The sequence below is a fragment of the Prevotella communis genome (assembly GCF_022024115.1).
In the GTDB taxonomy this organism is placed as follows: Bacteria; Bacteroidota; Bacteroidia; order Bacteroidales; family Bacteroidaceae; genus Prevotella; species Prevotella communis.
Genome location: NZ_CP091792.1, coordinates 2578810 through 2595908 on the forward strand (window position 1 = coordinate 2578810; position 17099 = coordinate 2595908).

The window sequence follows — 17099 nt, forward strand, 5'->3', positions numbered from 1 at the left end:
AGAAATCAAAACCAATAGGCTTATGACATCATTTGCATTAAACAACTTGTGGACATATCTGCAGGGGCTTTCGCTCTCGCAGACTGATCGTGAATGGTTGGCTAACAAGCTCATCATGCCCAAGGAAACAGTTTCAAGCGAAGATGACAATGCTCGCTTGGATGAAGCATTAGCAAAGTTCAGTGGCAACTTCGGTGGCTCTGCTGATGCAATGACTGTTGCAAAAGAGCTCCGACAGGGGGCTGATATGGTTAGAGATGTAGAAACCTGGTGATTATGAGTACAAGCAACACCTATCTCCTTGACACATGCATTTGTATTGCATTGCTAAAGAAAAATCAAAACGTAATTCAACATATCAGAGAAGTTGGCACACACAACTGTAAGATTTCTGACATCACATTGGCAGAACTTTACTTTGGTGCGTTCAAGTCAGGAAAAGAAAAACACTTCAACGATGTTTCTGAGATTTCCAAACTCTTTGATAAATTTCCAATACAGTATACACGCAAATACGGAGAAATACGCTGGGAACTCGAAAAACAAGGTCTTCGTATTGGCGACATGGATATGTTCATCGCAGCCACCGCTCTTGAAGAAAATCTTATCTTGGTGACAGGTAACATCAAGCATTTTGAACGAGTACCAGGTTTGGCAATTGAGAACTGGATGGACTAACATCTTCCATCAATCCTCTTACATTATCCTTCAGCCATCATACATTATCCATCCTTCTCCCCATACTGCAGCCATAGTCTAGGCTTACTCTAGTCATACTCACGAGTAAGGCACGAAGCAGCCTAGAAGCAGAGTGATAGCAGCCTGAGAGCAGGCTAAGCATTTCTTAATAGTAAAGAAACGAAGAAATTCTCGAGAGAAATCATCCCTAATTAAGTGATTTAGTTTTTGCAACTTAGTTATACAGGAAACAATTCTCTCGAGAATTTTCTTACTATTATGTAGAAGACGGATTGAAAGTCGGTAAGATTGTTTTTGTTTCTAGGTTAATTAGCCCTCAGACATCATACTCCTGCTTTCAGACATCAGCCGAGACGCTCACCCGTCCCCTATGGACTTTTTTGTTTCTAGGTTAATTAGCCCTCAGACATCATACTCCTGCTTTCAGACATCAGCCGAGACGCTCACCCGTCCCCTATGGACTTGGTGATATGACTTACCAATGGTTTCTTGGTTAGTTGATAGAGCGGAGGGCATCACCTAATATATATAGGTGGTGTCCTCTTTTCTAATGTGTTCAACGGACTAAGACAGAATTTGAATTAAAAAGATGGTGCATTTCATACAATTAGGTGGATATTTCACACAAACAAATCGAATTATCTGTCTGATTTCTTGCATTATTCAGAACTAATTGCTACTTTTGCAGGTGAGTTTCAAGTACCCAACGTGTTGGAGTGCGTTTTAATGACTTAGACATAGCAAAAGAGCGATTGACGTTTATCCTGTCATAGAATCTGGACAATTCTTAGCTACAAGGATGATGGCAATATGCTCACATCGTTAGGATTATTGTACCCTTATGGGAATGATATATTCTAAGGTGTGGGCTATTGTTCATTGTTTGTAGCAGGTAGTCCAGAACCTTATGACGATAATGGCAATAGTCCCACACTCTTAAACAATAATCCGCTGAATCTTGGTGGCTATAAGCAAACTATAATTATGGTACTATATCCAGATTGTCCTTATTGCAATAATACTGCATTGTCCATCGTTGACGTAGAAATAAATGGTGTAACCCTAAAGGGAGTACAATGTAATGATTGTAAAAAGTTCTGTGGATTCTTCCAGGATGTAAAGTCCCAATTAGATGAATTGAAAGAAAAAGTAGATTCATTAGAAGGTGATGTCTCTGAGCTAATCCAATAAAACAATTATCTAAAATATAACAACTATAAATGGGACTTCTCGATAGATTTATTAAGTGGTTTAAAGATTCTGCTGAGCGGAGAAGATTCATTAACGAATTCAATGCCAATGCTGCAGGAGCTTTTCAAGCACTATCTGTAGACACACTCTTAGAAGCCAGATCTTGTTCTGGTAATGCAGATAATTCATATCGTCACGAGCTGTCTGCTCCTTTCATGTTTAGCGGCATAGCCATTGAAGCTAAAGCAGGCTCTCAAATACCTGTTGATGACATTATACTCATTGGTAAAATCATCCTTTCTAATCAGGTTCTTGTCAGGAGAATGTTTGTCTTACACTGGGACACTCTCATTGTTAGAGATACAAGAACAGGGAAGTTTGTTGACTGGCGAATAAGAGATTTTATGAGTTTTGGTGGGCTTCTATATGAAAGGAGGTAAACATGTGGTTCTTTAAAAAGAAAAGAGAGACTGAACAAGATATTCTAATAAAGAGAATCAAGTCTGAGCAAATTGACTTACAAGGAATTTTCTCCGATATAAATAAACGGGGAGAAGTCGAAACTCTTTTTAAGGAACTTTCAAAGTTGTCTCATCCAGATAAGTTCGAAAAGAATCCTGAAAAAAAAGAGATTGCAAAAGATCTATTTGCTCAAATACTAAACAATAGAAATAATTACACTCGACTGATAGAGTTAAAACGAAGTGTAGAAGATAAACTATTAAATAATTAGTTCTATGAAATGCGCTGTATGTGGAAAAGAGTTTGGTACTGGTTCAAATTGTAAACATTGCGGTTCTGATAAGTTCACAGGGTTAGGAAATTACAGTGGCTATAATGCGCCTGTTGTAAATGATAATACGCAGGTTTCCTTTGAGAGTGCAGAGAGACAAAATCTAAATTCCAGTCCTCAACCAGATAATCCAGGTTCTATTATTTGTTATGCTTGTGGAGAAATCATTCCCTCTGATTCTAAGTTCTGCCCCTATTGTAGTACGGGATTATTTGTTATTTGTCCTAAGTGTGGACATAAATATTCTTCTCAATATCCTGCATGCAATCAATGTGGAACTAATCGAGAAAAATTCCATGAGCAGGAAAAACGAAAAAAAAATAAAGATGGACAAAAAGCCAAACCAAAGAGACCCAAAAAAGAAACTCCAGTTGAAAGACTTACAAAACTAATAGAAGCTAAGCGAATAATAAAAGCAAGCACTCCAGAAGGACGCGCAGAACTGGAAAGAGAAAGAAAATACATAGATGAATGCAGAAAAAAGTGGAGAAACCAATAATTACATTAGTTAAGATATGAGATGTTCAAAATGTGGAAAAGAATTCGGTGAAGGAGTAAACTGTCAGAACTGTGGAGTTGACAGAGTTACAGGACTTGCCAACTATAGTAGCTATGGTACTTCAGATTACCAAGGAACAAATGCATCATACAATGAATCATCATATAGTCCATCTCCTAAGACTACTGTTTGCTATGCCTGTAGTGAGATAATACCTCTTGGTTCAACGTTCTGTCCTGTTTGTGGCAAGAAGCTATTAGTAACATGTCCTAATTGTGGCTTCGAATATTCGTCTCAATTCCCTGTTTGCAGTAAATGTGGAACAAACAGAGAACAATACAATAAACAGCTAGAAGCTAAGAGACAAAAAGAATTAGCAGAGAAACAGGAAAAAGAAAGAAAACAGAGAGCATGGGAACAGATGCAAAGGCAGCGTGAACAAGAGTATGACCAACAAAGCAAACAAAGCATGATGGGGTGCCTCAACTTTCTTGGATATTTTTTCCTATTCTTTGGTGCGCTGTTAATTGTGGTTGGATTGTCACAACATGGTTCTGAAAATTTCAGAATTAATCCAGGAAAAGAGATTTCGGTCTACATATTTGTAGCAGTTCTTCTTATTGGGGGAATAGCTCTAATTTTTAATAATAAACTCAAATAAAGGGTTGATAATAATCATATCCAAGAATAAATTCTGTTGTCTTTTGTCTTCACTATTGATGCACAATATAATAATCACCTCAATTATGTTGAGTTCTATTTAGTGGGATGTTCTGCCCCCATTTCGTCATATATCGCAGTGAGTGGTTGGACTTTTCATACAATAAGACTTATATTTCGTACAAGCTACTATCGATTATGACTATTTTTCATGCATAATGAACTATCTTTGCAACCAGAAAAAGAGAGTACATGAGCAACAAGGTACTAATCATATCAAACTCAAACGAACTGGTCAGGATAAGACCTGAACGAATCGTTTATGTGGAGTCAGACGGGAACTATTCCACTTTGGTGTTGCATGATAAAACAGAACAGGTGTTTACTATGAACCTTGCTCACTGTCAACAACTGATGGAGGAACAGCTGGGTAAGGAGGCTATGACTTTCATCCGTTTAGGTAAGCAGCTGATAGTAAACAGAGCATACATCTTTAAGATTAATCCGAATAAACAACAGTTATTTATGTCTAATTCGGAAGTGAATATTGCTTTTGAGTTACAGGCTTCTAAGGAGGCATTGAAACAGTTGAAGACTTTGCTTGAATCAGAGAAGGGAAAGGAGGATAGACTATGAAGAATACTGACGAACTACAGGTGCTTGGTAGTGACACCAAACAAAAAAGCTGGAAATGGATAGCCGTTGTTGTAAGTGTGATTCTACTGGCAATTGCTTGTCTTTTATATAATAGGTGTAGCTCTACAGATCGTTCCTTACCGATGACTCAGGAAGGATCTACCATTTCACCTGCATTACAATACGTTGCAGACTCATTGCTACAGGATAAGCTAAAAGAAATAAACGGCCTGCAAGGTCAGGTAATTATCATGAATGTTCAGACAGGTGAGGTTCTTGCTATGGTTGGTCGTGAGCGTGACTATGAAGGAGAGTTTCAGCCTTGTAAGAATTTTGCCTATCAGCAGGAACAAGGTTCTTTGGTAAAGACTGCGTCACTTCTTGTCGCATTGGAAACTGGGAAGGTCACATTAGATGATGTCGTAGATACAAAAGATGGTGTCTGGATAATTGATGATGACAGAACATTGAGAGACCACAATTGGCGAAGAGGTGGATATGGCTTGATGACACTGGAACGTGCCTTGGAGGTCAGTTCAAATATCGGAATAAGTAAGACCATCTGGAATTTGTTTAAAGGTCACGAACAAGATTATTTCAACAAATTTGACTCTATGAATTATGGACAACCTGACAGCATTGTTGGAATAGAAAACTTAAGTCCAACATCCTATCATACTCCCAAAGACTCCGATTGGATAAACAAGGATATTATTTGGAGCTCTATAGGTTACAATCGGAAAATGGCAGCAATACAAATGCTGACTTTTTATAATGCCATCGCTAATAATGGAAAGATGGTGAAGCCAACGTTACAGCCTGGGATTACAAAGGTGATAAATGAACAGATTGCTAGCAGAAAGAATATTGAATCAATACAGCAAGCATTAGAGCATGTTGTTAGTCAAGGCTTGGGGAAACTTGCTGGCAGTAAACGCATAAAAGTTGCAGGAAAGACAGGCACAACACAGGTAGGAGAATACTATGAAGGAGAGAATACTGTCTCAGAATATCACCTTGCATTCTGTGGCTACTTCCCTGCTGATAAACCTAAATACAGCATGATTGTAAGTCTGAATAAGCTCGGACTACCTGCAAGTGGTGGCGCAATGGCTGGTGAGGCTTTTCATAATATCGTTGAATGGATGATTGATAACGAAATGATAAAATAAAACTATGGTGAACGATACGATTGTAAACGCAAGGAACTTTTCGGATAGGTTCTGTAATGAGGTTATACTTTTCAGCAACGACTTCGCACGCGACCTCGGTGTTACATACGGGGAACTATGGGCTGGGATAACTATCTTCGTAGTATTTATGATAGTGTTCTACAACGCTATGCTGTTGCTCTCATTGTACTGTCCCAAGCTAAAGAAAACTATCAAATACACTTACTGGACTATACACGGGCTTATTGTCCTATTTCTCTTTTTCATCTTTTTATTGATTGGTGTGGCTGCTAGGGCTGATAATGAATTAGGCAGACCATTCATTGGCACAAAGGAAATAATCATCAAATAATCAAAATGAACGACTTTTGAAGAAAAAACTACTTTGGATTATTTCAATTCTATTAGTCTTTTTGGCTATTTGGGGGCTGACAAAGTTTGATCTACAGCAGAAGAGAACAGTCGATGGCATAGATCTTTCCCATCACAACACGGTTACTGACTGGGACAAGGTGAATGTGAAGTTTATCTATGCCAAAGCTACAGAGGGTAAATCTCACAAGGACAGTAAATACAATTCCTACAGGAAAAATGCAACGAAACGTGGGATACCTTTTGGAGCATATCACTTCCTCTCTACCAATGTGTCTGCTAAGAAACAGTTCCAGAACTTTAAGAACGCAGTACCAAAAGGCAGCACCACACTCATTCCCATGCTTGATATTGAAGGTAAACTTTCTATATCAAATGACAATTTGCATGCTTTGGTTGGTGGTTGGATCAAGGAATGTCACGATTACTATGGGGTCTATCCACTGCTATACTTCAGTCCGTCTCATTACAAAAGATTAATGGGGACTCCTAACTTCTGGAAGTGTCAGATATGGTTTGGAGCAATTGACTCCCGTTGGGATATAATAACATTCAATACAGCGAAGATTGTCCAGTTCAAAATGGATAAGGTCGATGGAATTTCAGGAAGGATTGACTGTAACCATCTGAACGGATCTCTGGATGATATAAAAATGAACTAGTGGCATTTTGAAGAAAATTCACCCTATATAGCTGAAATCATGAAATGACTCGAGTGATTTCATGACTTGAGCTAACTAAATCGATGAATTCACTCGAGTGAAGATTTTGGGGGTATGAATACATTAAACATGAAACATTAAACATGAAACATTAAACATTAAACATTGAAATTATGACTCGAAATTTTGGGGTTAGAAAGAGAAACGTCGTTTCTCGATGAGCAACTCGTCGTTTCTCTGTCAGAGATACGACGTTATGGTCATTCGTGTAGCATCGCAGACAAAAATATCCATGAATAATTCAAGTAAGACAAAAAAGTAAACAAAAAACGGGCATTAAAAATGGCTCGTTAACTTAATTAATCGTTTGAGTTAACTCGATACATGATTTGAGTTAACTCAATCGATGATATGAGTTAACTCATATTTTAAGGGGTATTTGGGAAATAAAAAAAATATCTTACAAAGCAACCTGATTACGTGCATTTCGCCTGCTTATTCGTACCTTTGAGCTGTCGCTCTAAGGTACTCACGTTCGAAAAAACACAAATAAATTTGCTTTTTTACTCACTTAATCGTACCTTTGCAGCTCAAAATAAAAGGCATGGCTGAACAATCCCTGAAAAGACAACTGAAAGTGCTCACCATACCAGTGTTTATCGAGATGGCACTGGTGATGCTGCTGGGTGCCGTGGACACCGTGATGCTGAGTCGCTATAGCGACAACAGCGTGGCCGCGGTGGGACTGGACAACCAGTTGATATCACTGGTATTCCTAGTGTATCAGTTCTTCTCGATGGGTGCCGCCATCCTCTGTGCACAGTATATCGGTGCCGGACTGAGGAAGCGACTGGTGCAGGTGGTGGGCATGGCGCTGGTGGTGAACCTGATGCTGGGAATGGGCGTGAGCGCCCTACTCTACTTCAAAGCGGAGGCCCTGCTACAACTGATGGGACTAAGACCAGAACTGATGGGCGATGGCGTGGTGTATCTGAAGATAACAGGTGCGCTGTCGTTCTTCCAGGCCCTGTCGCTCACCTTCTCGGCCTCGCTACGCAGTGCCGACAAGGTGGTGTATCCGATGGTGGTGACGGGTATCGTGAACGTGCTGAACATCATTGGCAACTATGCCCTGATATTCGGACGCCTGGGCTGTCCGCAACTGGGTGTAGAGGGTGCCGCCATTGCTACTGCCGCGAGCAGGGCCGTGGCTATGGTGCTGCTTGCCGCCATCCATTTCAAGGTACACATACCACGTTTCCCCCTGAGCTATTTCCGTCCGATGCCCTGGCAGGAACTGGGAAACCTGCTGAGGATTGGTGTGCCAGCCATGAGCGAGAACATCTCCTATAGTCTGTCGCAGGTGGTGATCACCTATTTTATTAATCAGATCAGCAATGAGGCACTGGCTGCCCGCACCTACTGCTTCAACATGATTACCTTCGTATTCCTGTTTTGCATCAGCATCACACAGGGCGGCGGCATACTGGTGGGACACCTCGTGGGCCAACAGCGGCATCAGGCGGCCTACGTGCTGGGCAACTATTTCTTCCGCTGGTCCATGATTATCACGCTGACAGGCTCGGCCCTGCTGGCACTGTCGGGACGCGGCGTGCTCAGCGCCTTTACGGACAACGAGGAGATTATCGCCATGGGCGTATGGGTGTTTGTGGTGGATTTCTTCCTGGAGATAGGACGCACGTCAAACATCTTTGCCGTGGGCACCCTGCGCGCTACGGGTGATGCCATCTATCCCGTGGTGATAGGCATCATCTTCCAGTGGAGCATCGCCGTGGGGCTGAGTTATGTCATCGGCATCCCCCTGGGCTACGGACTGGTGGGTATGTGGATAGGCTTTGCCCTCGACGAGAATATACGCGGCATCATCCTGATGCGCCGCTGGCGCTCAGGAAAATGGCGCGACAAAGGATTTGTGAAGTAAAAAACAATAAAGATATGGAGCAATTTGAGCAACAACTGAACAACGACCTGCATCAGTATCTGCTGAGCCTGGACGAGGTGGACGACAGACAGCCGGAATGTCCTGATGTAGAGGAGAAATGGGAGACGATAGCCAAGGCTTATCTGCCCGACGGCATCCGTGAGTTCCAGGATTTCCCCTCGGCCTCACTGGGCTGGATGATGTATATCGGTCTGGCCGTGGCCAAGATGTGGGACACGGAATGGGAGATCTACGGAAACATAGAGGACCTCTATGCCTATATGCGCGACAAGCGTGGCTATGACGCGATGGACGAATACATCCGCGAGGAGATACTGCTGCTGAAGGGCGATGACTACAAGCAGCTGGAGAACCTGGTGGGCGAGTGTGCCTCACGCGTCCATAACGCCCTGGTGCACCAGCATCTGGAGCCAGGCACAAAGGCGGCTTTCAACGGTTTCGTGAGCTGTCTGCACCAACTGTACCTGATGGGTGCTGCCATCCAACTGAAACGGATGGGCTATCACATGACAAAAATGAATTAAGACATATCATGGATAATCTGGAAGAGAAATTCCCGCTGGTCGACGAGGAAGGACGCGTGATTGGCTCGGCCACGCGAGGCGAGTGTCATAACGGATCACGACTGTTGCACCCCGTAGTGCACCTGCATGTGTTTAACTCTGCTGGCGACATCTACCTGCAGAAGCGCCCTGAATGGAAAGACATACAGCCAGGGAAATGGGATACGGCCGTAGGCGGACACATGGACTACGGCGAGACACCGGAGCAGGCCCTGCGCCGCGAGGTGAGCGAGGAACTGGGCATCACGGATTTCGTGCCTGAGTTTGTAGACAAATATGTGTTCGACAGTAAGCGCGAACGGGAACTGGTCTACGTAAACCGCACCACCTACGACGGACCTGTGCGTCCCTCTGCAGAGGAACTGGACGGCGGACGCTTCTGGACCATGCAGGAGATAAAAGAGGCGATGGGAAAGGAGATTCTGACCCCGAATTTCGAGAGCGAGTTCAGACGCTGTTTCCCGGATATGGCCTGCCATTAAGCCCAAAACATGTGCCATTAGGCCCAGATTCATACCATTCATCACAAAAGGTTGCAGATTATCCCAGAAATTTGGAGGAGTCTGCAACCTTTTTTAATTTTGCACCGTCAAATTATTAAACGCATGAAGTTATGAAACTGAGAACGATTATTGGATTATTGCTGATTGTGGCCGGCGGATGGAAGCTGGCCAACATGTGGAACATCGTAGACAATGACTGGCTGTGGAGTCAGCCCTGGACCGTCTACGTAGCCCCGGTCCTGCTGCTATACGTGGGTGCGGGTACCATAGTAAACAGTTTCCGCAAGGATCCCGACCAGTGGTTGCGCCGCCCCCTGCCTATCAACGAAGACGGCAAGCGCATCAATTGCAGCGTGCACTATGGAGGCGATGAGTATATCTATCATGGCGAGAGTTTCCACGGTGCCCGTCTGGATGCTTTCTGTGGCGGCATCCGCATGGACCTGCGTGAGGCCACCATCACGGAAGATGAGGAGATAGAGATCTGCACTTTCTGCGGCGGCATCGAACTATTTGTGCCAAAAACGGTGAACGTGGTGGTGAAGAGCCGTTCATTTATTGGTGCCGTAGGCAATCACGCCGCACGCATCGTGGACCCCAAGGCTCCCTGTCTGCATATCATTGCCGACAATTTCCTGGGAGGAGTGGATATAAAAAATTGAAAAAAAATTCTGTTTTTCTGTAATAAATTAGTTGTTCCTACGTCTAAAGTATAAAATCGGATTTAATGATGAAACAAGAAGAAGAGATTTTCGCCCGATTGGTGAGGGAGCATAAGAGCACCATCTACACCGTGTGCTACATGTTCTCGAAAGATGAGGATGAGGTTCAGGACCTCTTCCAGGAGACACTTATCAACATGTGGAAGGGCATGGGTGGCTTTCGTGAGGAGAGCAAGATAGACACATGGATATACCGTGTGGCCCTGAACACCTGTCTGACACAGGAGCGCAAGAAGAAGCGCGAGGTGAAGAAGGTGCCTCTGAACATGGACGTCAACTTCTTTGAAGACAATGACGCCAATGCCAAGCAGGCGCGCATACTGCATCAGCGCATCAGCCAGCTGGCCTATGTGGACAGGGCCCTGGTGATGCTATGGCTCGACGGTATGAGCTACGATGAGATTGGTGCCGTGGTGGGCATCAGTGCGCAGAACGTGGCTGTGAAGCTCTTCAGAATCAAGGAACAACTAAAAAAGATGTAATATATGGAAGAACAGTATTTCAACGAAATGCGCCAGCAAATGGCGGCACTCAAGGAACAGCTGGACAAGCAGGAGATTGTCAGCGACCGCCTGATTCGCGAAATCATGAAGGCCAAGAAGAAGGACATCAACAGCACGAAGAATGTGTGTTATGTCTGCGTTGTTATCGCCTTCATCTGCTTCCCGCTCAACTCCCTCACGGAGACATGGAGCTGGACCTTCACGGCAGTCACGGCACTGATGCTTATCTTCTGTCTGGCAGCAACGGAATATATCCACCGTCCTGTGGATAAGTTGAACCTGATGACAACAGACCTGGCTACGGTGGCTCGCGTGATGGCAAAATTCAAGAAGCAGTACGACAACTGGCTGCACTACGTCACACCAGCGCTGCTGATTCCCTGGATAACCTGGGCCTGCTATGAGTTTGCATGGAAGAGATGTCCGGAGGGCATGAACCCGCTATGGTTCACACTGCCCATCCTCATCGGTGGAGGCATAGGCGGAGCCATTGGCTACTACTACCACTGCAAGGCTGTGAATGCTGCCAAGGATATCCTGAAGCAGATAGAAGAGAAATAAATATTTTTACTGGACGCTTTTTATGGCTTCCTTGATCTGGGCCATATTACTGCGTGAAACGGGTATGTATTCGTGACTATGCTTGATAAGCAGTTGCATACTACCCGTTTTTGCTATGATCTGCTCTACTTGACAGAGGTTGACGAGGAAGGCACGATGACAACGCACAATCATGGGACAGGCCTGCAACTCGTCCTCCATCTGTTTGGAGGTGGCACGCAGCAAGTCATTCTTCACCACACCATCACAAAGATGGTACACCTTCACGTAATTACCCACGGTCTCGATATACAGCAGGTTGGCAACCTGCAGGGTCACGGACTCATTGGTATTACCTGTCAGGGTGATGTCACCACGCTCCACAACCGTCTCCTCACGTTCCACCCTTGACAGCTGCTCGTTGAGCTGACGCGTCTCTTCCAGTTCTGCAGCCAGATAGCGACTGCGGTACTTGAAGCGCCAGTACAAGCCGATGGTAAAGGAACAGAAGGCCATGATGAGCAGGGTCTCAAAGAAATTACCCATGCTCAGACGGTTACCCTCTATATGACTGCTCATCACGAAATGACGATACAGGCAGATGGCGATGGTGACGAGCACCGTATTGATAAGCTGGAACCACAGGTTGCGACGGATGATATAGCTGACGCCCCGTTTCAGCGAACGAGGCATCTTGACGATATACTTCAGGATGATGTCGGTCAGCATACAGACACAGACGCCTACGCACCACAGCGCCAGCAGATGGGTATAGGCCTGCCACTGTCCATCGAGTCCAAAGGGTTTGAATATAGCTAAGGTCAGTATCACAAACGTGGTACTGATAACCCTGGTGGTTAAGGTTTCTTTCCGTTCTTGTTTCATACGAAAGGCAAAAGTACAAAAAAAATATCATACAACAATCATTTTACACACAAAAAAAATACTCTCGCACGATTTCTCGCACGAGAGTATTTTTATGTAATCAAAGAATTGCTATTACTTCGTCTTTTCAGCTACCAACTGTGAAAAGTACATGACAACTTCCTGTTCGTTCTGGGCACGCTTCATGGTAATCTGGTCAGTGCCTTCATCCAGGTAGCGCTTAATGGTTACCTCATTGTCAGTCAGTTTCAGGATATCAGCCTTTCTCTCAAATCTATCCTGATCAATAATCAGATAGAATTTCACCGTATTCTTGTCCAACTCCCAAGTAATCTGAGCTCTCTCTACTTCGGGTTCCCAGTTATACTTAGCCTTTGCCTTTAATTCTGCATAGTAGCCTTGACCTCCGGACATGAAATTGACCATGAAGACATTAATCTTATTGTCGCTGTTTTCGTCAACGGCATACCAAAGACCCTTCAGCTTGTCCTGACTGACACTGACAGTAGTCGAGTCATTGATAACAATAGTACTACCAGGGTCCTTACCCTTACCTTCGTCCTCTTTATCATCGCCACAAGCCACGAATCCGAAAGAACAAACCAGCAAGCCCACCATGAGGCTCATCAAATAAAAATGCTTTTTCATAATGTTAATTAATTAAGTTAGTTAATTCTATTACTTAGGTTTCTTTTGCAAATATATGGAGAAAAATTAATAAATGCAAGAAAAAATTCAACTTTTTTTCTAAAATCGACTAATTTTGCTCTAAAATAGGCAAATTTGTTTTGTATTTTACTCACTTATTCGTACCTCTGACCTACCGGTCGAAGGTACTTTCATTCGGAAATGAAAAGAAAAACAAGTTTTCCTTTTGCATTTCGCTCATTTATTCGTACCTTTGCGGATGCAATGAAAATAATGCAGACCATAGCCAAAGTCATCTTGCCGTTTATCTTAGGCGGTGCGATACTCTATTGGATGTATCGTGGCGAAGACTGGCAGCGCATCATGGATGTAATGCTGCATGAGATGAACTGGACATGGATGCTCCTGTCATTTCCCTTCGGTATTCTGGCTCAGGTATTTCGTGGCTGGCGCTGGCAACAGACGCTGGAGCCCCTGGGCGAGAAGACGCGTTCGTCGGTAGCTGTCAACGCCATTTTCCTAAGCTATGCCGTTTCGCTGATTATCCCTCGCGTAGGTGAGTTCACACGTTGCGGCGTGCTGAACAAATGGGAGGGAACATCTTTCCCGAAGGCACTGGGAACGGTGGTAACGGAAAGAGCCGTGGACACGCTGATAGTGATGCTCTATTCTGGCATCATCCTGCTGTTTGGCATGAGTACCTTCGGCACGTTCTTCGAGAAGACAGGTACCTCGTTCGAGAATATCCTGAGCAGGTTCTCGCTGACGGGTTGGGTGGTAACAGCTATCTGTGCAGCAGCCGTGATGCTGTTGCTCCATCTGCTATTGAGACACCTGTCTATATATAATAAGGTAAAGATGACGCTTCACGGCATCTGTGAGGGTGTGCTCTCGCTAAAGGATGTAAAGAACCTGCCATTATACCTGTTTTTCTCTATTGGTATATGGGTGATGTATTTCCTGCATTACTACCTCACATTCTTCTGCTTTGACTTCACAGCTGACTTAGGACTTGGCTGTGCGCTGATATCGTTTGTGGTGGCCAACTTCGCCGTTATCGTGCCTACGCCAAATGGTGCCGGTCCCTGGCATTTCGCCATCAAGACCATGCTGATTCTCTATGGTGTGGCCGATCATCAGGCGCTGATCTTCGTACTCATCGTACACACCGTACAGACGATGCTCGTTATCCTGCTGGGTATGTATGCGTGGGCAAGTCTTTCGTTTACGAAAAGACAGAAGAACGTTGTTCTAAAGACAGAGTAACAAAATAACATATTAATAATAATAACCCGAACAACTATGAGTGACATCCAAAATCTGAAACCAGAATGCATCTGGAGAAATTTCTACAAGTTGACACAGATTCCACGTCCATCAGGACATCTGGAAAAAATACAGCAGTTCTTGCTCGACTTCGGCAAGGAATGCGGCATCTATGCAGTGAAGGACCCTGCCGGAAATATCCATTTCCGTAAGCCTGCCACACCTGGCTACGAGAACAAGAAAGGTGTGATCCTGCAGGCGCATATGGACATGGTGCCTCAGAAGACACCTGAGTCAACACACAACTTTGAGACAGACCCCATCCAGCCTTGGATTGACGGCGAATGGGTGAAGGCTACTGGTACGACACTGGGGGCCGACAATGGTCTGGGTGTTGCCGCCATCATGGCTGTTATGGAGGACAAGACATTGAAGCATGGTCCTATCGACGCACTCATCACGCGCGATGAGGAGACAGGTATGTACGGTGCCAACGAACTGCCTGAGGGTGAGTTGCAGGGCGATATCCTGATGAACCTGGACTCAGAGCACTGGGGTAAGTTCGTCATCGGAAGTGCCGGTGGTATCGATGTTACCGCTACACTGGACTATAAAGAGGTGGAGACTGACGCTGACGATGCAGCCGTACGCCTGACTGTAAAGAACCTGCGCGGTGGACACTCCGGACTGGAGATTCACGAGGGTCGCGGCAATGCCAACAAGCTGATGGCACAGATGGTGCGCGAAGCCATTGAGGAACTGGATGCCCGTCTGGCAGTATGGCACGGTGGCAACATGCGTAACGCTATCCCCTTCAAGGCTGAGACAATCCTCACCCTGCCCAAGGAGAATGTGGCTGCGATGAAGGAACTGGCTGAGGACTGGAAAGAGACGTTCAATGATGAGTTCAAGCTCATTGAACCTCAGGGTATCGAGGTTATCGTGGAAGAGGTGGAGACACCCAAGACAGAGATTCCTGTAGAGATTCAGGATAACCTGGTTGACGCCATCTACGCCTGTCACGACGGCGTGATCCGTTATATCCCCGCCTACCCCAACGTGGTGGAGACCTCAAGCAACCTGGCTATCATCGACATCGAAGGTGGCAAGGCCGGTATCAAGATCCTGGCCCGCTCTAGTCGCGAGGATATGAAGGACTATATCGTGAAGACCCTGGAGAGCTGTTTCTCTATGGCAGGCATGAAAGTGGAGACAGCAGGAAGCTATGGCGGCTGGGATCCCAATCCCGACTCGGAGATTCTGCACCTGCTGCTGAAGGAATACAAGGAGCTGTTTGGCGAGGACGGTATCATCCAGGTAGATCATGCCGGACTGGAGTGCTCTGTGATTCTGGGTAAGTATCCCTGGCTCGATGTTGTCAGCCTCGGTCCTACAATGAAATCACCTCACACCACCACAGAGCGTGCACTCATCAAGACAGTAGAACCTTTCTGGACACTGCTGAAGAAGACCTTGGAGGATGTACCTTCTAAGTAAAAAAACGAACAGTAAATAATAGGAAATATGCTGCCGCTTAATCGATAAACAACAAAAAAGATTATGGCGGCAGCATTTTTTTCTCTTTTCACTTTTCACTTTTGCCTTTTTTTTCGTAACTTTGCACCCGTTAAACAAAAATACAAACAAAATTATGGACGATTACCCGGCGGATAGTAACAAACGTTAGGCCAGGGGATAGCGAGCAAGGCAGCTAATCCCTTTGCCGCTAAAATTGTGAATTGTCAATTATCAATTGTCAATTAAAAAAGGATTAGCACAATGAAGACTTACTGGAACACCCAAGGTGGGCTGAGCCAGCTCCAGGAGTGGCAGCCCAATTGTTGGATACAAGTGACGTGTCCCACCGAAGAAGATCAGCGCGAGCTGGAAGAGAAATTCGGCATACCCGACTATTTTATCAGCGACATCAGCGATACCGATGAGCGCGCCCGTTATGAATATGATGACGGATGGATGCTTATCATTCTGCGTATTCCCTATGTAAAGGAGGTGCGTTCAAGGACGCCCTACACCACCGTGCCTCTTGGTATCATCCACAAGCGCGACGTCACCATCACGGTGTGCTACTACGAGACGAACATGATGATAGACTTCGTAAGCTATCAGCAGAAACGCGGCGTAGGCTTTACGGACTATGTGGATATGATTTTCCGTCTGTTCTATAGCAGTGCCGTATGGTACCTGAAGCGTCTGAAGCAAATCAACTCGCTGATAGACAAGGCCAAGCGCAACCTGGACCAGAACGTGAACAACGAGAGTCTGATAGGCCTGAGCCGCCTGCAGGACTCGCTCACGTATTTCCAGACTTCTATCCGTGGTAACGAGACGCTGCTGTCGAAGTTGAAGTTCAAACTGCAGATTGACGAAATCGACGCCGACCTGATTGAGGACGTCAACATTGAGATGACGCAGGCTCGCGAAACAACGAATATCTATTCGGACATCCTGGAGTCAACGATGGACACCTACTCAAGCATCATCAACAACAATATGAACACGGTGATGCGTACGCTGACCAGTGTGACCATTATCATGATGTTCCCCACCCTGATAGCCTCATTATTTGGCATGAACCTGATTAACGGCATGGAGAACAGTCCGATGGGATTCATTATCGCCCTCGTCATCTCCGTTGGTGTATCAGGTGCCGCATGGTGGTTCTTCCGTCACAAGCGACTAATTTAAACTAAAGATAGTAGTGAAAAGTGAAAAATTTGCTACCGCAACGAAGTAAAAATCGTTAATTTTTGTATAGCGGCAGCAAATTTTTCACTTTTCACTATTAACTTTTACATTTTTTT

Annotated in this window: 22 protein-coding genes; 20 read left to right on the forward strand and 2 right to left on the reverse strand. The window is 44.8% G+C overall.

Going from position 1 to position 17099, the window contains the following annotated elements; translation table 11 throughout:
* The first annotated feature begins 46 nt into the window (after positions 1-46).
* The 17 genes from L6468_RS10850 to L6468_RS10930 all read left to right on the forward strand — a co-directional run bounded on the left by L6468_RS10850 (position 47) and on the right by L6468_RS10930 (position 11499).
* Positions 47-274, forward strand: a complete 228-nt coding sequence (locus L6468_RS10850) for a hypothetical protein (protein WP_237793246.1) — start codon at positions 47-49, stop codon at positions 272-274.
* 2 nt (positions 275-276) lie between these two features.
* On the forward strand, positions 277-678 hold the full coding sequence (locus L6468_RS10855; RefSeq protein WP_237793247.1) for a type II toxin-antitoxin system VapC family toxin: 402 nt from the start codon (positions 277-279) through the stop codon (positions 676-678).
* An 885-nt stretch (positions 679-1563) separates the two neighbouring features.
* Positions 1564-1890, forward strand: a complete 327-nt coding sequence (locus L6468_RS10860; protein WP_237793248.1) for a hypothetical protein — start codon at positions 1564-1566, stop codon at positions 1888-1890.
* A 29-nt stretch (positions 1891-1919) separates the two neighbouring features.
* Positions 1920-2330 (forward strand): hypothetical protein, encoded by a 411-nt coding sequence (locus L6468_RS10865; RefSeq protein ID WP_237793249.1) that lies wholly within the window; start codon positions 1920-1922, stop codon positions 2328-2330.
* Between the two features lie 2 nt (positions 2331-2332).
* A complete protein-coding gene (locus L6468_RS10870; protein WP_237793250.1) occupies positions 2333-2623 on the forward strand; it encodes a hypothetical protein in 291 nt (96 codons plus the stop codon).
* Positions 2624-2627: 4 nt separating this feature from the next.
* Positions 2628-3182, forward strand: coding sequence for a double zinc ribbon domain-containing protein (locus L6468_RS10875; RefSeq protein ID WP_237793251.1), 555 nt, complete (start codon positions 2628-2630; stop codon positions 3180-3182).
* A gap of 16 nt (positions 3183-3198) precedes the next feature.
* On the forward strand, positions 3199-3843 hold the full coding sequence (locus L6468_RS10880; protein ID WP_237793252.1) for a zinc ribbon domain-containing protein: 645 nt from the start codon (positions 3199-3201) through the stop codon (positions 3841-3843).
* Positions 3844-4094: 251 nt separating this feature from the next.
* Positions 4095-4478, forward strand: a complete 384-nt coding sequence (locus L6468_RS10885; RefSeq protein WP_237793253.1) for a LytTR family DNA-binding domain-containing protein — start codon at positions 4095-4097, stop codon at positions 4476-4478.
* The gene (locus tag L6468_RS10890; protein WP_237793254.1) at positions 4475-5650 is read left to right on the forward strand and encodes a penicillin-binding transpeptidase domain-containing protein; all 1176 of its coding nucleotides are present in this window, start codon (positions 4475-4477) and stop codon (positions 5648-5650) included. Before L6468_RS10885 ends, L6468_RS10890 begins: the two co-directional genes overlap by 4 nt.
* 4 nt (positions 5651-5654) lie before the next feature.
* Complete coding sequence (locus tag L6468_RS10895) at positions 5655-6002, forward strand: hypothetical protein (protein ID WP_237793255.1); 348 nt, start codon at positions 5655-5657, stop codon at positions 6000-6002.
* 16 nt (positions 6003-6018) lie between these two features.
* The gene (locus L6468_RS10900; protein ID WP_237793256.1) at positions 6019-6684 is read left to right on the forward strand and encodes a glycoside hydrolase family 25 protein; all 666 of its coding nucleotides are present in this window, start codon (positions 6019-6021) and stop codon (positions 6682-6684) included.
* 604 nt (positions 6685-7288) lie between these two features.
* Positions 7289-8626 carry an MATE family efflux transporter gene (locus L6468_RS10905; RefSeq protein WP_237793257.1) on the forward strand — a complete coding sequence of 446 codons (1338 nt, stop codon included), beginning with the start codon at positions 7289-7291 and terminating at the stop codon, positions 8624-8626.
* Between the two features lie 14 nt (positions 8627-8640).
* On the forward strand, positions 8641-9171 hold the full coding sequence (locus L6468_RS10910; protein ID WP_237793258.1) for a hypothetical protein: 531 nt from the start codon (positions 8641-8643) through the stop codon (positions 9169-9171).
* An 8-nt stretch (positions 9172-9179) separates the two neighbouring features.
* Positions 9180-9692, forward strand: coding sequence for an NUDIX hydrolase (locus tag L6468_RS10915; RefSeq protein ID WP_091817133.1), 513 nt, complete (start codon positions 9180-9182; stop codon positions 9690-9692).
* Positions 9693-9823: 131 nt separating this feature from the next.
* Positions 9824-10375 (forward strand): LiaF domain-containing protein, encoded by a 552-nt coding sequence (locus tag L6468_RS10920; RefSeq protein WP_091817130.1) that lies wholly within the window; start codon positions 9824-9826, stop codon positions 10373-10375.
* 68 nt (positions 10376-10443) lie between these two features.
* A complete protein-coding gene (locus tag L6468_RS10925) occupies positions 10444-10917 on the forward strand; it encodes an RNA polymerase sigma factor (RefSeq protein ID WP_091817191.1) in 474 nt (157 codons plus the stop codon).
* Between the two features lie 3 nt (positions 10918-10920).
* Positions 10921-11499, forward strand: coding sequence for a hypothetical protein (locus L6468_RS10930; protein WP_237793259.1), 579 nt, complete (start codon positions 10921-10923; stop codon positions 11497-11499).
* Between the two features lie 6 nt (positions 11500-11505).
* Here L6468_RS10930 and L6468_RS10935 read toward each other — a convergent pair whose 3' ends face one another.
* Positions 11506-12363, reverse strand: coding sequence for a LytR/AlgR family response regulator transcription factor (locus tag L6468_RS10935; RefSeq protein ID WP_237793260.1), 858 nt, complete (start codon positions 12361-12363; stop codon positions 11506-11508).
* A gap of 114 nt (positions 12364-12477) precedes the next feature.
* Positions 12478-13011: a hypothetical protein gene (locus L6468_RS10940; protein ID WP_237793261.1), complete on the reverse strand. Its 534-nt coding sequence runs from the start codon at positions 13009-13011 to the stop codon at positions 12478-12480.
* A 264-nt stretch (positions 13012-13275) separates the two neighbouring features.
* Here L6468_RS10940 and L6468_RS10945 point away from each other — a divergent pair, with 264 nt between their 5' ends.
* The 3 genes from L6468_RS10945 (at position 13276) to L6468_RS10955 (ending at position 16983) form a co-directional block, all read left to right on the forward strand.
* Entirely contained in the window at positions 13276-14277 is a 1002-nt protein-coding gene (locus tag L6468_RS10945; RefSeq protein WP_237793262.1) for a lysylphosphatidylglycerol synthase transmembrane domain-containing protein, read from the forward strand.
* A 36-nt stretch (positions 14278-14313) separates the two neighbouring features.
* Entirely contained in the window at positions 14314-15774 is a 1461-nt protein-coding gene (locus L6468_RS10950; RefSeq protein WP_091817118.1) for an aminoacyl-histidine dipeptidase, read from the forward strand.
* 282 nt (positions 15775-16056) lie between these two features.
* A complete protein-coding gene (locus L6468_RS10955; RefSeq protein ID WP_091817115.1) occupies positions 16057-16983 on the forward strand; it encodes a magnesium transporter CorA family protein in 927 nt (308 codons plus the stop codon).
* Positions 16984-17099 lie beyond the last annotated feature (116 nt).

Excerpts from the sequence above, each read along its gene's own strand:
- L6468_RS10915 (WP_091817133.1), top strand. The coding sequence starts at position 9,180 with ATGGATAATCTGGAAGAGAAATTCCCGCTGGTCGACGAGGAAGGACGC.
- L6468_RS10880 (WP_237793252.1), top strand. The coding sequence starts at position 3,199 with ATGAGATGTTCAAAATGTGGAAAAGAATTCGGTGAAGGAGTAAACTGT.
- L6468_RS10950 (WP_091817118.1), top strand. The coding sequence starts at position 14,314 with ATGAGTGACATCCAAAATCTGAAACCAGAATGCATCTGGAGAAATTTC.
- L6468_RS10945 (WP_237793262.1), top strand. The coding sequence starts at position 13,276 with ATGAAAATAATGCAGACCATAGCCAAAGTCATCTTGCCGTTTATCTTA.
- L6468_RS10870 (WP_237793250.1), top strand. The coding sequence starts at position 2,333 with ATGTGGTTCTTTAAAAAGAAAAGAGAGACTGAACAAGATATTCTAATA.
- L6468_RS10865 (WP_237793249.1), top strand. The coding sequence starts at position 1,920 with ATGGGACTTCTCGATAGATTTATTAAGTGGTTTAAAGATTCTGCTGAG.
- L6468_RS10930 (WP_237793259.1), top strand. The coding sequence starts at position 10,921 with ATGGAAGAACAGTATTTCAACGAAATGCGCCAGCAAATGGCGGCACTC.
- L6468_RS10855 (WP_237793247.1), top strand. The coding sequence starts at position 277 with ATGAGTACAAGCAACACCTATCTCCTTGACACATGCATTTGTATTGCA.
- L6468_RS10925 (WP_091817191.1), top strand. The coding sequence starts at position 10,444 with ATGAAACAAGAAGAAGAGATTTTCGCCCGATTGGTGAGGGAGCATAAG.
- L6468_RS10890 (WP_237793254.1), top strand. The coding sequence starts at position 4,475 with ATGAAGAATACTGACGAACTACAGGTGCTTGGTAGTGACACCAAACAA.
- L6468_RS10940 (WP_237793261.1), bottom strand. The coding sequence starts at position 13,011 with ATGAAAAAGCATTTTTATTTGATGAGCCTCATGGTGGGCTTGCTGGTT.
- L6468_RS10895 (WP_237793255.1), top strand. The coding sequence starts at position 5,655 with ATGGTGAACGATACGATTGTAAACGCAAGGAACTTTTCGGATAGGTTC.
- L6468_RS10885 (WP_237793253.1), top strand. The coding sequence starts at position 4,095 with ATGAGCAACAAGGTACTAATCATATCAAACTCAAACGAACTGGTCAGG.
- L6468_RS10955 (WP_091817115.1), top strand. The coding sequence starts at position 16,057 with ATGAAGACTTACTGGAACACCCAAGGTGGGCTGAGCCAGCTCCAGGAG.
- L6468_RS10875 (WP_237793251.1), top strand. The coding sequence starts at position 2,628 with ATGAAATGCGCTGTATGTGGAAAAGAGTTTGGTACTGGTTCAAATTGT.
- L6468_RS10910 (WP_237793258.1), top strand. The coding sequence starts at position 8,641 with ATGGAGCAATTTGAGCAACAACTGAACAACGACCTGCATCAGTATCTG.
- L6468_RS10920 (WP_091817130.1), top strand. The coding sequence starts at position 9,824 with ATGAAACTGAGAACGATTATTGGATTATTGCTGATTGTGGCCGGCGGA.
- L6468_RS10905 (WP_237793257.1), top strand. The coding sequence starts at position 7,289 with ATGGCTGAACAATCCCTGAAAAGACAACTGAAAGTGCTCACCATACCA.
- L6468_RS10935 (WP_237793260.1), bottom strand. The coding sequence starts at position 12,363 with ATGAAACAAGAACGGAAAGAAACCTTAACCACCAGGGTTATCAGTACC.